Source organism: Traorella sp. mt218, assembly GCF_055420025.1.
The window spans coordinates 20,216-35,014 of the sequence record NZ_JBVAYM010000012.1; the positions used below are offsets into that span (position 1 = coordinate 20,216).

Genomic DNA, 14,799 nt, shown 5'->3' on the forward strand with positions numbered 1-14,799 from the left:
ATATCAATGGTAAAATTTATCACATTCTAGGTACATACAATATAATTGTCTATAAATTAAAATGTCACATGTTCATTATCTCAAAAATAAGCTATAATACAAATATGAAAAAACTAACATTAGAAAGTAAGATCAAAGATTTATATCAAAACCCGGTAGGGCATGATGCTTTATATAAAGTATTGATGCAATTAGGTTTGAATGAAAAACTCATTACAAATTCACTTGTATCTAACTTAAAGCTAAAAACAATTGCCCGATTTACTCGTAAGCAATTAGGTGATTCTTTTTTCGATGCGTTGTTGCATTTGGTGAACATGGAAAAGGATGTTCCATTTGTATCAAAGGGCGAAATAACAAAGAAATGGTGGAAAGAAGCGGTTTTCTATCAAATTTATCCAAGAAGTTTTTATGACAGCAATCATGATGGTGTTGGTGATTTAAGGGGTATTATTGAAAAATTGGATTATTTAGCCGATCTAGGCATTGATGCGATATGGCTATCTCCGATCTATGATTCTCCTAATGATGATAATGGTTATGATATTCGAGATTATCAACAAATCATGAAAGAATTTGGAACGATGGAAGACTTTGATGAATTACTAGAGAAAGTCCATCAAAAAGGAATGAGGCTGATCATGGATCTGGTAGTAAATCATACTTCAGATGAACATGAATGGTTTCAAAAAGCGTTGCATGATCCTCAAAGCAAATATTGTGACTATTATTTTCTGAAAGAGCAAGATACATTGCCAAATAACTGGACATCATTCTTTTCTGGTTCTGCCTGGAATCATTACGAGAAAGAAGGATTATGGGGATTGCACCTGTTTTCTAAAAAACAAATGGATCTAAACTGGGATAATCCTCATGTTCGAGAAGATATCATTGCGATGATCAATTGGTGGCTGGATAAAGGTGTGGATGGTTTTCGCATGGATGTCATCAATTATATATCCAAAGAAAAGGGTCTTCCATCAGGAAATGAAACGATTGGGAAAATGATGGGTTACACAGGTATTGAACATTACTATTATGGGCCTCATTTACATGAATATTTACATGAGATCCACAAGAAAGCTTTCGCCAAGCATGATGCCTTTTCTGTAGGTGAAACACCCGGCTTAGGGATGAAGATGGCCCAGCTGGTGACCGGCGAAGAGAGGGAAGAATTAGATATGATCTTTTCCTTTGATCATTTAGAAACACCGGGTCATGTCCGTTTTGAAGATTATGTTTATGATCTGAATTATTTCCGGGATTATATGATTGAATGGATCGAAAATTATGGTAATAACTGCTGGATGTCCATTTTCTATAATAACCATGATAATCCTCGAATGATTTCTAAGATATCAAATAAAAAAGAATATCATGAATCCATTGCTATTTTGTTAGCCGTCATGCAAATGACCTTAAAAGGCACTCCTTTTATCTTTCAAGGAGACGAGATGGGTTTAGTCAATTATCCTTTTACCTCTATGTCACAGATCAGTGATGTCGAATCAAAAGGCTATTATGAAGAACATATTCAAACACAGTCGCATGAAGAAGTTTTTAGGACAATACTTGCCGGTACTCGAGAACATACACGCGTCTTATTGCCATGGAACAAGAAATTTCCAAATCATCATCAAGGGCTTCATCAGCCTATCAATGAGAATGTATTCAAGGCTTATAAGGAATTGATTTCTTTAAGAAAAAGTGATATACAATTAATATATGGTGATTTCAAAGTGTTAAATAAAAAGAAAAATCGTTTTACTTACCAGCGAGATCATTACCTCATAGATTGTAACCTAGGTGAAAGACCACAAAAAGCTCATCCTGTAGATGAGAGCTATGAATGTATCTTTCCTAAGGAAATATTTTCAAATGAGTTACAAGCCTATGAAGCAAGAATTTACAGAAAGAAGGGTTAAAGATGAAAGTATTATTGATCAATGGAAGTCCTCGGGCAAATGGTAATACGGCCATTGCTTTGGATGAAATGGTAAAGATTTTTAAAGAAGAAGGCATTGAAAGCGAAGTTGTACAAATTGGTCAAAAGGATGTTCGCGGATGTATTGCCTGCGGCAGCTGTTATAAAACGGGTAAATGTGTTTTTGATGATGTAGTAAATGAGTGTGCCGCAAAATTTGAAGAATGTGATGGTTTGGTCATCGCCAGTCCTGTTTATTATGCCAGTGCGAATGGTACTTTGATTTCCTTCTTGGATCGTTTATTTTATAGCACTCATTTTGATAAACGTATGAAAGTAGGAGCGAGTGTAACGGTTGCAAGACGTGGCGGCTGTTCTGCTACCTTTGATGAATTGAACAAGTACTTTACGATTTGTGGTATGCCGATTGCATCCAGTCAATATTGGAACAGCGTGCATGGTGCCAAAAGAGGCGAAGCAAATGAAGATCCGGAAGGTTTACAGACGATGCGCACCCTTGCCAGAAATATGTCTTTTTTAATGAAGAGCATTGCTTTAGGAAAAGAAAAGTACGGTTTACCTGAAAAAGAAGCCCAGCAATCGACAAATTTTATACGATAAAATATTCATATTTATATGATCATCAAGGTTCCATTCCAGGAATCTTTTTCTTTATATTTACAGTAAAATGTAGACATTGTGAGATAATTTGAAAAAACTTCAAAAATACGAATTATCTGCTTTATTGATCCTTTTTTATTATAATCCCTTTGAAAGAAATTGTCTACATTATATGTCGCAGAATGTGGGATAGGAAAAGGGTAAAAAATATAACTACTTCAAAGGCCACACTCTTTTAAAGGAGGCTGATATGGAAAATAATAGGAAATGATTATTCAATCAGTTTGGTATGAATGAGAAAATTTTGAGGAGAAACGGTTATGCAAAAATGTAAATTAATTAAAAAATCTTTAATGTGGATGTTGTCTTTTACAATGGCGTTATCAATGTGTTTCTCGATCGTGAAAAAAGTAGAGGCAAATGACGGTCAAGCAGACAACGCAGTTGTAGTTACTAACTCTAAGGATGAGGAAATTCATGATGAGTATCTCTCTATTCAAGAAGCTATTGCGAATATAGGTGATTATAATTATGATAATAACAGAGGTATTTATACTATAACTCTTTTAAAAGATGTACAAGAGGATGTGGTAATTCCTGTAAATAAAAATATTACGATTGATCTTGCAGGACATACGCTTACAAATGTGAACAGTCATACGATTTTAAATCAAAGCATAAGAACAATTATAAAAGATACTTCGGAATATAAAACCGGTGTTGTTGATAATATCACCAATGGAAAGGGCGCACTTTATAATGATATCAATGCTTCGATTGTATTAAGAGGAGGCACTTTTACGCGTTCCATGGAACAAAGTGTTAGTTCAAGCGATGGTGGAAATAATTCATGGTATGTGATTAAAAATTTCGGTACGATGACTATTGAAGATGACGTAAATGTTAAATTTTTTGCAAGCAACACTGGATTATATTCAAGTTTGATCGGAAACGGATGGTTTGATAAATCAGCCGCTGAAGCAGGAACGAATGGTGAACCTAAGCCAAGTGAAGGTGGTAATTCAGCAAAATTAACGATCAATGGAGGCACTTTTACTGGAGGAACGATCACTATAAAAAATGATGATTTTGGTGTTCTCACAATTAAGGATGGTACTATTAATCAGCCAAATAATGATCGTTATGCAGTTTTAAACAACAACACTGCAACGATATCCGGAGGAACGATCAATGCTACTGGTACAGGATGCGTAGCAGTCGGAAGCTTACATTATGATGGTGGAGCGAATAGTGGTGATTTAACGATTTCCGGTGGTGCATTTACTTCGAGCAATACTGTAATTATGGCAGGTAGTGGTGCTGATTTAACGGTTACTGGTGGTTCTTATACGACCACAAGCACATCAGCTTATATTATAAGTGTTGATGAAGGAGCAACTGCACAGGTTAGTGGCGGTTCATATCATGGTGCTGATATTGAAAATATTATCAATAATAAGAAATTTTTTAAGGATGGTTATGGTGCACGGACAGACAATGAAGGTAATATTATTGTCGGCGTTACAAACGAAGCTGCTGAAGCAGTAGTCAGAAATGTCAATGGTAATACAACAAATTATCTGACATTAAGCTTGGCTCTTAGCAATGCGCCTGCAGGCAGTGTTGTTCAATTGCAGAAAGATCTTGTTCTAACCAGTGGTGTAGAAACGAAAAATTATGGTGTTACTCTTGATTTGAATGGCTATAACATTGACGGATCTGCGATTACTAAGAATGGCGGACGTGTTGTTTATTTGAGAACGTTATATAGCAGCAAACCGGTAGAGGGAATTGATTCTACCATGAGAGTCATCAATTCTGTAAATGATTGCGGTGGAAAAATTTCAGGTGTGATCCCTATTGAGGTAAACAGTGGTAATAGTATGATTCAGTTACCGGCTGAAATAGGTGAAGGTGTCACATTAGAAGTCCTCGAAGGAGGCAGTGATGCTGTAAAATTAGGAACATCTGCGGTACTTGTTTATAATGAAATGAGTGCTGAATTCATCAAAAATGGTGGATATCTAGTGACTGCTGAAGATGGTGTTCAATACATTTATGGAAAATATTCTTCGGCAATTCAGTATGCTGCTGACGGTGTAGTAACAATGCTGCATGATTATACTGGTAATGAGTCTATTGTTTCAGGAAATCAAAGCGGTACCCTTGATTTAAGTGGTCATACCTATACATATACAGGTACTCAAAAAATTGCGGATGTCAATTATGATGGAGCAGGCCTTACAATTAAGAATGGTACAGTGAAGACTGTCCAGAATCTGAGCGATGCCGGTGTTTTAATGCTTTGCAGCAATACTACACTTGTACTTGAAAATGTCGAGATGACTGTTTTAGGAGAAGTTTATGGTATCGTTACAAATGGAATGGAATCAAATAATGCTATTAAAATGACTGATTCTGTTTTAAATGTAGAAGAAGGCTATGGAATTTATTTTCCAAGCAGCGGATCAGTAACTATCGAAAATTCTGTTATCAAAGCAAAATATGTAGGTATTCAGCTTTGTGCCGGAAGTTTATATGTAAGCGGAGAAAAAACATTGATTCGTGCAACTGAATCAGCACAGCCTAAAGCTGAAGGTGATGGTGTAATTGCCGATGGTGCAGCTATATCAGTTGTTAAGCGTGAAGGATATCAAGATTTAGGAAGTGTTATCATTGAGGATGGTACATTTATCGCAAATTCTGATTCAAAAGCTATAAAAGCATATTCCTTCAGTAATGAAAATAAAACGGAAGAACAGTGGGACGAAGCTGGAAATGTGATTGGCATTTCTGGTGGTAATTTTTCATCAAAGGTGCCGGCAGAGTTATGTGCTGATAAGTTTGCGCCAACAGAATTGGATCCAGAAACAGGAACTTATACAGTCGTAAAAGATACACAGGCCCCTCTATTGAAAAATGTTCAAACAGATGCTGAACTTGTCAGCGGTACATATTATGGCGGTGAATTAAAATTCACAGTTACTGACGATAGATTAAAATCTGTAGAAGTAAATGGACAAGAAATATCTTCAGAAAACGGTGTTTATACTATTCGTGGAGAAGGTAAATATACAATCGTAGCCGAAGATGAGGTTGAAAACAGGACTGAGCTTGAATTGATCCTTAGTGCTGGTAAAGGTGTGATTTCCACAGAAACTACACAGGTTACCTTATTAAATGAGCTTGTCGCTAATGGTGAAGAACAAGTACAGGAAATTAAGGTCGTAGTGAATGATGTTGTCCTAGTTGAAGGAATTGATTATACAGTAAGTGGAAATAAAGCTACAGAAGCAGGAACTTATACATTGACTGTCAGTGGTATTGGAAATTATGAAGGTAGCATCGAAGTAGAATATATGGTTTCTAGTGCAGAAGATCCTGATGTTCCGCAAGAACCTTCTACCCCTGGGGGATCTGAAAAACCGAGTGATCCACAGACACCAAGCGAACCTTCGAAGGAAGATCCAGAAGAAGAAAAGCCTTCAGAAACACCAAGTACGGGTGATATGAGCTTGATTGCATGTTATGGTTTGATGATGATTTTAAGTGCCATGATCCTTGTCGTCTTGATGAAGAAAAATTCTTTAAATAAAGGATAAATGTTTAAAAGAAGCATTGGTAAAGCTAAGTGTTGAAATCAATGCTTCTTTTTTATTTAAAAAACACATAAAATAACAAAATTGAAAGCTGAAAAAGTTATGAAAATAAATGAAAATGTGATAGAATAATAGCGAGGTGTTAATATGGATTTTAAATCAGAAGCAAAAAAATATGAAAAGCAGTTTAAAGATGATTTAAAACAGATCGTCAGCATTCCTTCTTTGCGTGACGATTCTACAAAATCAGCAAATGCACCTTTTGGCAAGGCTTGCAGGGCTGCTTTAGATAAAATGATGGAAATCGGTCAAAAAGCTGGTTTCAATGTAAGAGATATCGATGGATATGCCTGTGTGATCGAATATGGAGATCAAGAGGATTCGATTGGCATACTTGCTCATTTGGATATCGTTCCGATCGGTGATGGATGGACACGCGATCCGCTGGGCTGTGAAGAGGAAGCAGGCTTTATGTTCGGCAGAGGGGTATTGGATGATAAAGGACCGTTGATTGCCGGATTGACAGCAATGAGGATCTTAAAAGATAATGGAATAAAATTAAATAAGAAAATCCAGCTGATCTGCGGTTGTGATGAAGAAAGTGGCATGCAGTGTATGGAGTATTACTGCAAGCATGAAAAGCTGCCTTCTTTTTCCTTTACTCCGGATGCTTCTTTTCCTGTGATCTACGGTGAAAAGGGAATCATGAGCCTTGAATTAAAATTTAAAAATGATACTCCTATTAAATCGATGCAAGCAGGTGAACGCATGAATGTCGTTATCGGAAAAGCGGATGCTTATGTAAATGATTTCGATTATGGGAAGGAATTTGATTTTTATTTGAAAGCAAATGGTCTAAGCGGTTCTCTTTCAGAAGAAAAGGGTATGACGAAGATCCATCTTGATGGTGTTTCTGCGCATGCTTCTACTCCTTGGATGGGTGTCAATGCGGGCTTGCATTTATTAAATTTTGTAGGCTGCGTGTATCAGGATGATCAGCTGACGCGTTTGGCACAGATGTTAATGGATGTTCGCGGATATAAGACACAAATAGGTATTGAGGGTGCTTATATGGGACCTTTAAGCTGTAATACGGGAATCATCCGTATCGATGATGATGAAATTTCGATGATCTTAGATATACGCTATCCAAATGATACTACCTGTGAAACAGTGACTTCAGGCATGAGAAAGGCTTTGAAAGAGGCGGGCCTTGATGGAAGCGTAGAGTGTCTGTCTGACAGCAAGCCTTTGTTTTTGAATCCTGACGGCGATTTTATTCAAAAGCTGATGCAGGTTTACAGAGAGTATTCACAGGATGATTTTACGCCTGCTATGACAATGGGCGGCGGAACTTATGCACGTAAATTACCGAATTGTGTTGCTTTCGGTCCGGAATTTCCACGTCCTCTAGAAACAACATTGACTATTGGCGGTCCGCATCAGGCCGATGAAGCGATCAATATCGAAGAGATGCTGACGAGCATTGCTATCTATGCTGCTGCATTAGAAACTTTGGGTAAATAATATGCGCGTCAGAAATCTTCCATGGGCAAAGGATTATTTGCCTACACAGCCATCTTATGTGGCAAAGCCGAATGAATATAAAGGCAGATGGAAAGAAATTCTTCAGGTTGATACATTGCATCTTGAGATTGGTTCCGGGAAGGGGGATTACTGGCTGGCGATGAGCGAACAGTATCCGAATGAAGGATGGATCGGTCTTGAAAGAAATACCAGCATTGCTGCTTTAGCGTTAAAAAAAGCAGAGGGCAGTTTTCAGAAAAACCGTTTATTTATCTGTCAGGATGCCAAGGATTTAAATGAGTGGTTTGAAAAGGGAGAACTGGATGTCATTCATTTGAATTTTTCTGATCCGTGGCCGAAAAAAAGAAATACGAAGCGCAGACTTACTTATCGTACCTTTTTAGAAGTATATCGCAATCTGCTTAGTGATCATGGAAAAGTGATCATGAAAACAGATAATACACAGCTTTTTGAATTTTCGCTGCTTGAATTTCAGGAATGTCGTTTTCATTTAGAGGAAGTTTATTTAGATTTTCGTAAGGAAGATCATCCTGAAGATGCCATCAGCGAATATGAATTGAAATTTATGAAACAGGATCATCCGATATATCGGGGAATCTGGCGTAAATAAGAAAGGATGTGACATATGAAAAAAGTGGCATGTCTATGGCTGGCGCTGCTGCTATGCGGTTGTCAGGTAAATGAAGCTGATTTAAAAAGCGAGCTTACAAATGAATTTCATGAGCTTTCTGATCAGGCTCCAATATCTTATACCACAATGAATAAGCCTCTTTATTCATATTATCTTCCTAAAGATGTCGGACGTTTGCAGTCGAACCCTTTAAGCTCACTTTTCATGAAAGATGGCGTAAGATTCATCATGAATTTTAATCCAAATGAAGTAGTGATCCATGATTACTATCAGGCATCAACCACTTATGAATTGGAAGAGCCGGTGGAAAATGAAATATCAGATTTATTTTATGATGTTACCGGTACCTTTAAAGGCAGCGATCATCGTTACCATAAATATGAGTGTCAGATCACAGAGCTTGAGGATGGAAGCTATCTATTGCTTTTAGATATGGAATATGTAAATTTTACAGCTGTCTTAAGAGCAGTACAGATCCAGCCACTGGTGCATTCAATGTTTATTATTGCGAAATCCCTGCAGTATGATTCTGATGAGGTGATTGCGCAGTATTCTCTGCGAAGCTCTTCAGATTCTGTCATGAGCGATCTGGATGAATTTAATAAGGAGCTTCCGGATAGCGGCTCTCTTTCAGAATTGATCGAAGGGCAAAGTGAATAAGTAAAGGAGTCATTATGAAAGAATTGATGGATGTTTTAGAAAGTGAAGAACAGTTTTATGAATTGATCCAGGAAGATAAGACCCATGTTTTTGTATTCAGTGCCGACTGGTGTCCGGACTGTGTATATATCAAGCCTTTTCTTCCTGAATTGATAAAAAAATATTCCCAGTATGTATTTGTATATGTTGACAGAGATGCCTATATCGATCTTTGTATCGATCATGAGATCATGGGAATTCCTTCTTTTGTCGTTTACAGACAGGGAAAGGAAATTGGACGATTTGTCAGCAAATTGAGAAAGACAAAAGAACAAATCGATGATTTCTTAAGCTCGATGCTTGAAAAATAGGGATCATGGATGACTTAAGGAGGTTAAAGGATGTTTGAGTGGCTGAAAAATTTATTGTTTGATGAAGAAGATGTTGTCGTAGAAGAAGATAAGCTTGAACAGATCGATTTCACAAAAGTGGATGATTTTGAAGATATTCTCTCTGAAGCTCCAAATAAGCCGATGGTCCAAAGCAATGTTCAGCGAAGTCCTGAAAAGAGTGAAACTCCGGCTGTAAAAGAGAAAGAGGATCATGATGAGGTCTTGCTGCGAACAGAATTTAATATACAGCTTAAGGATGAGCCGAAAAAAGAAAAGGCAGCTGAAATAAAAACAAAGCGTCCTGAAAGAGCTGTCAGCGAGAAGAAAGAGCGTGACATTGAGATCAATTCAGTGATTTCTCCGATGTTTGGTGAGGGTGAAGGAAAAAAGGTCGAGGCCTTGGCACCGTCTTCCCCTGTTACAAAGAAAAAAGACGGTCTGGGAACTGTGATCTCACCTATTTACGGACAGGCTGAGCTGAATGTTCATGAACAGGAAGCAATTGCAAAAATCAAGGAAAATGAGCAGGCGGATATGCCGGTCATCGAGGAAGATGACTGGAAGGATGATATTCCTTTGGAAGAGCTGATCAGTGGTGAAGAAGAGAGCGATGATTGCGTACAGTTTTCACTGTTTGGTGATAATAAGTCGATCAATGAGTAGAAAGAAGGAGCAATGTGGTACATTTTATAGGAATCAAAGGAAGCGGTATGGCTTCACTGGCATGCATTCTGAATGATATGGGAGAAGAGGTCAAGGGAAGCGATATTGATAAATATATTTTTACGCAAAAGCCTTTGGAGGAAAGAAATATAAAAATTACATCATTTGATGAAGGAAATATCAATGAAGGTGAAACGATCATCATCGGCAATGCTTTTGATGAATCGAATGTCGAAGTAAAGAAGGCAAAATCATTAAAGAATGCCGAAGTATATTATTATCATGAATATTTGGGAAAATTGGTGGATCGATATACTTCGATTTCTGTTGCGGGCACGCATGGCAAGACAACGACGACAAGCATGCTGGCTCATTTGCTGTCGGCAGTTAAGCCTACCGGCTTTCTTATTGGTGACGGCAGAGGTGATATGGAAAAGGATGCTCATTATTTTGTACTTGAATCTTGTGAGTATCAGCGTCATTTTATGGCGTATCATCCTGATTATGCCATCATTACCAGCGTTGATCTGGATCATATCGATTATTATCGTGATCTGGATGACTATAAAAGTGCCTTTATCGATTTCGGAAAACAGGTAAAAAAACAATTGATCGTATTTGGAGATGATCAAAATATTCAAAGCATGGATTTTCAGCGTCCTGTACTTACTTATGGATTGCATGAGAAGTGTGATGTCAAGGCCGTTGATTTCAAGGAGGATGAAAACGGCATGACATTTGATGTCATGATCCATGGTAAGCTTTATGGCCATTTTGATTTACCTTATGTAGGTATTCATCTGTGCTGGAATACGCTGGCCGTGATTGCACTTGCATATTGCGAGAACATTCCGGCAGACGTGGTGCAAAGACAAATGTCAACATTTAAAGGTGCGAAAAGACGCTTTGCGATCGAAAGCAAGGGTACTCAGATCTATATTGATGATTATGCTCATCATCCGACTGCTATTGCCTTGACGATTGAAGCGGCTCGTATTAAGTTTCCTGACAAAAAGCTTGTTGCTGTGTTTAAGCCGGATCGTTATTCACGCATCTATGCTTTTATGAATGATTTCGCAGAGAGCTTGCAGAAGGCAGATGAGGTCATCCTTTGTCCTTTCCCGGAAAACGCTAAAAAAGAAGAGGGCATCGATATTGATATTTATGATTTGGCGAAGCTGATTCCAAACTGCAGGGTCATGGATGAAACAGAAGAAAATGCCCGTATCTTAAGCAGAGAAGAGAATGTCGTTTATTTATTTATGAGTTCAAAAGATATTTATAAGTGGAAAGATCTTGTAAAAAGTTTTCATTGCTCTTGAAATTGCTTACAGAATAAGGTATATTTATAATAATGAGGTGAACATATGCAACTGGAACAGTTTTTTGAATCATTGAGCTACATCTGTTTAAAGATCTTGCCAATGTTAGGAGTTGTTTTGCTGATCTATCTGATCATCATGGTAAGGAATCTTATCATTTGTTTAAAGAGTGCCGCTAAAACGCTTGATGAGGCAAATATGCAGCTAAGGAAGCTGGATGTACCGCTTCATACAGTGGGTGAAATATCAAAAAGTATCGATCAGGTGCATGAATTGACAAAGGAGTCTTTGAAAAGTATTTCCTTGAGCTTGTTTCAAACGATAAGTGCTTTAAAGGAATGGCTGATGAATCTTATTCATAAGGACGGAAAGAATAAGGAATTTGAAAGTGATGTTGATATGAGTGCTGATGAAGCAGATGCTTCATCGAAAACAAATGTCCCTATACAGGATGAATAAAGGAGAAAACATGGAAAATAATAACAATAAGGATATTGAAAAAATTCAGGAAGAACTGAAATATAAGATCATCACACTGGATGATGACGATGACGATTCTAAGATCAAAAAATTAATCGAAAATGTGATTGAAGAAATGAACAAGGCTTTTGAAAAGTTTAAGGCATGGTATGCGGAAAATAAAAATTCTGAAAAAGCACAGGAAATGAAAGATACGTTTATTAATGAAATGAATCAGCTGGTAAATAAGACTTCTCAGGTCGTCCATGATATCAAAAACAATCCTCAATTGCAGGAAAAGCTGGCAAGCGGTAAAGAAACGGTCGTAGAGCTTTCAAAAAAGATCTATGCCGGTGTAGAAAGCGGCGTTGGCAATATTCTGGAAAATGAGAAGGTCGCTAAGACGATCGATACAGTGAGCGATAAAGTAGTTGAAGTAATTCATGATGATAAGGTGCAAAAGGGCATCAAAGCAACGAAAAAGGGTATCTTAAATGTTGCGACAAGCGCTTATGAAGGACTGAAGAATATTTTGGATGACAAAGAAGAACAATGATGGGCAGGTGATGAAGATGAAGAGAATTACAATTTATGATGTTGCGAAAGAAGCGAATGTTTCCTTGGCCACTGTTTCGCGCGTGATCAATGGCAGTGATGTCGTGCGTGAAGATACACGTCTTAAGGTTGAAGAAGCGATCAATAAGCTTGGATATAAGCCAAATGCGATTGCACAGGGCCTGGCGTTATCGAAGACAACGACCATCGCACTGGTCGTTCCGGGAACAAGCATCTTTATGACGGGACAAGTGATCAACGGACTTTTGGATGTAGCTAAGATCTATAAATATAATATCGTATTGCATTCGGTGAGCGAAGGTATCACACAGATGGAGGATGTGATCGATAACATTATTAAGTCAAGGGCAGATGGTGTCATCATCTTCAATGACAAGCTGAATCGGAATGAGCTGGCAACACTTAACAGCTATCAGATCCCTATCGTCGTGATCGGAAACAGGATCTCGGATGAAATGATAGGATCTGTCTTTATCGATTATGAGAACTTGGCTTATGAAACGACAGTGAAGTATTTGGATAAGGGGATTGAAAATATTGCGCTCATAGAAGACCGCAAAAATCCTTCTTATATTCGTCAGCTTTTACGCGGTGTCAAGAAGGCATTTGAAGAAAGAGGACTTGTTTTTGATCAGTATGTGGAGATTCCTAAGGAATATCGTTCCTCTTATTTGTATTTAAAGGAATATTTTAAGACGCATACTCATCAGATGGTACTGGCATATCGTGATTCACAGGCTATGGCCGTGCTGAATACAGCCAATGAAAATGGTATTTCAGTCCCGGATGATATGGAAATTATATGTGTTTATGACAGTAAGTATAACTCAATGGCACGTCCTCAGATTTCATCCTACAAGATCCCTGACTATGATCTGGGTGCCGTAGCGATGCGTGTCATGACAAAGATGCTGCATGATGAAAATGAAGTTATTGACAAAGAAATCGAATTAAGTTATATTTATACTGCTCGTAAAACAACAAAATAGCGTTGAAGAGAAAAGAGCTATAGGATCACTTTTCAGAGATATGATGGCTGGTGAAAATCATAATGTGACTATAGAAATACACCTTGGAGCTGCTTATGAGAATAAGACGTATATCGGCGTTAACGATATGAGTGCACATTTGATGTGAACTAAGGTGGTACCACGTAAAGCGTCCTTGGATGACGCTTTTTTATTTTTAGGGAGGAAATTATGAATTTGTATGAAGAGTTAGAATGGCGAGGACTTATCAAGGACTGCAGCTCGCCTAAGATCAGAGATCTTTTAAACAATGAAAAAATTACTTTTTATATCGGAACCGATCCTACCGGTGACAGTTTGCATATCGGTCATTATTCATCTTTTTTGATTTCGAAAAGATTGAAGAAAGCAGGACATAATCCGATTCTTTTGGTAGGAGGGGCTACCGGGCTGATCGGAGATCCGAAGCCTACTGCAGAAAGGGCCATGATATCTAAGGAAGAGGTTGCACACAATATCGAAAAATTGACCAAGCAGGCATCTGAGGTTTTTGGATTTGAGGTCGTTAATAATTTTGATTGGTGCAAGGATATCAACTTCATTGATTTTTTAAGAGATTATGGGAAGCATTTTAATATCAACTATATGTTGAATAAAGATATCGTTTCAAGAAGATTGGATGAGGGAATCACTTATACTGAATTTTCTTATATGATCATTCAGGCTCTTGACTTTTTGCACCTTTATGAAAGCAGAAACTGTATCATGCAGGTGGCCGGACAAGATCAGTGGGGCAATATGACAGCCGGTATCGAATTGATTCGCAAGAAGCTTGGTAAAGAAGCTTATGCCTTTACGATGCCGCTGGTTACTAAAGCTGACGGTACTAAATTTGGAAAAAGCGAGGGAAAGGCGATCTGGCTGGATCGTGAAAAGACATCTCCTTATGAAATGTATCAGTTTTTGGTGAATAGTGAAGACAGCAAGGTCATCGATTATCTGAAAACTCTGACCTTCCTATCTAAAGAAGAAATTGAAGCTTTGGAAGAAAAGATGAAGACTGAACCTCACAAGCGTGAAGCCCAGAAGGCTCTTGCAGCGGAAGTTGTCCGTGACCTTCATGGTGAAGAGGAGCTGCAGAAAGCGTTGCGTATCACCGAAGTATTGTTCAGAGGAAATATCACGGAACTGAAAGAGGATGAGATCAAGGATGCCCTTTCTACTTTTGAATCTTCTGATGTAACCGACGCTCAGACCTTGTGTGATGTTTTAGTGGAAGCTCATATCGCCAGCAGCAAAAGAGAGGCAAGAGAATGGATTTCACAGGGTTCGATTCAGGTGAATGGAGAAAAGTTCAAGGATCCTCAAGCGATCATTTCTAAAGAAAACGCTCTTTTTGATAATAAGACAGTTATTAAGCGCGGCAAAAGAAATTATTACGTCATTGCCCAGTAAAA

The 14,799-nt window shown here is 38.0% G+C and carries 13 protein-coding genes and 1 other annotated feature; all 13 genes read left to right on the forward strand.

Annotation, left to right across the window (positions count from 1 at the left end):
- Positions 1-104: 104 nt before the first annotated feature.
- The gene (locus tag ACZYT3_RS07380; protein WP_464088194.1) at positions 105-1,925 is read left to right on the forward strand and encodes an alpha-glucosidase; all 1,821 of its coding nucleotides are present in this window, start codon (positions 105-107) and stop codon (positions 1,923-1,925) included.
- A gap of 2 nt (positions 1,926-1,927) precedes the next feature.
- The gene (locus ACZYT3_RS07385; protein WP_464088195.1) at positions 1,928-2,545 is read left to right on the forward strand and encodes a flavodoxin family protein; all 618 of its coding nucleotides are present in this window, start codon (positions 1,928-1,930) and stop codon (positions 2,543-2,545) included.
- A gap of 320 nt (positions 2,546-2,865) precedes the next feature.
- The gene (locus tag ACZYT3_RS07390) at positions 2,866-6,147 is read left to right on the forward strand and encodes a hypothetical protein (protein ID WP_464088196.1); all 3,282 of its coding nucleotides are present in this window, start codon (positions 2,866-2,868) and stop codon (positions 6,145-6,147) included.
- Positions 6,148-6,291: 144 nt separating this feature from the next.
- On the forward strand, positions 6,292-7,671 hold the full coding sequence (locus ACZYT3_RS07395; RefSeq protein ID WP_464088197.1) for a Sapep family Mn(2+)-dependent dipeptidase: 1,380 nt from the start codon (positions 6,292-6,294) through the stop codon (positions 7,669-7,671).
- 1 nt (position 7,672) lies between these two features.
- On the forward strand, positions 7,673-8,302 hold the full coding sequence (gene trmB / locus ACZYT3_RS07400; RefSeq protein WP_294561925.1) for a tRNA (guanosine(46)-N7)-methyltransferase TrmB: 630 nt from the start codon (positions 7,673-7,675) through the stop codon (positions 8,300-8,302).
- 15 nt (positions 8,303-8,317) lie between these two features.
- Entirely contained in the window at positions 8,318-8,983 is a 666-nt protein-coding gene (locus ACZYT3_RS07405; RefSeq protein ID WP_464088198.1) for a hypothetical protein, read from the forward strand.
- 14 nt (positions 8,984-8,997) lie between these two features.
- Positions 8,998-9,333, forward strand: coding sequence for a thioredoxin family protein (locus ACZYT3_RS07410; protein ID WP_464088199.1), 336 nt, complete (start codon positions 8,998-9,000; stop codon positions 9,331-9,333).
- 30 nt (positions 9,334-9,363) lie between these two features.
- Positions 9,364-10,017, forward strand: coding sequence for a hypothetical protein (locus tag ACZYT3_RS07415; protein ID WP_464088200.1), 654 nt, complete (start codon positions 9,364-9,366; stop codon positions 10,015-10,017).
- Between the two features lie 14 nt (positions 10,018-10,031).
- A complete protein-coding gene (gene murC / locus ACZYT3_RS07420; RefSeq protein ID WP_464088201.1) occupies positions 10,032-11,339 on the forward strand; it encodes a UDP-N-acetylmuramate--L-alanine ligase in 1,308 nt (435 codons plus the stop codon).
- A gap of 45 nt (positions 11,340-11,384) precedes the next feature.
- Positions 11,385-11,798, forward strand: coding sequence for a hypothetical protein (locus ACZYT3_RS07425; protein WP_294561930.1), 414 nt, complete (start codon positions 11,385-11,387; stop codon positions 11,796-11,798).
- Between the two features lie 10 nt (positions 11,799-11,808).
- Positions 11,809-12,354: a hypothetical protein gene (locus ACZYT3_RS07430; protein WP_464088202.1), complete on the forward strand. Its 546-nt coding sequence runs from the start codon at positions 11,809-11,811 to the stop codon at positions 12,352-12,354.
- Between the two features lie 16 nt (positions 12,355-12,370).
- The gene (locus ACZYT3_RS07435) at positions 12,371-13,363 is read left to right on the forward strand and encodes a LacI family DNA-binding transcriptional regulator (protein ID WP_294561932.1); all 993 of its coding nucleotides are present in this window, start codon (positions 12,371-12,373) and stop codon (positions 13,361-13,363) included.
- Positions 13,357-13,543, forward strand: a binding site (T-box leader). It overlaps the preceding gene by 7 nt.
- Positions 13,544-13,573: 30 nt before the next feature.
- The gene (gene tyrS, locus ACZYT3_RS07440; RefSeq protein ID WP_464088203.1) at positions 13,574-14,797 is read left to right on the forward strand and encodes a tyrosine--tRNA ligase; all 1,224 of its coding nucleotides are present in this window, start codon (positions 13,574-13,576) and stop codon (positions 14,795-14,797) included.
- Positions 14,798-14,799 lie beyond the last annotated feature (2 nt).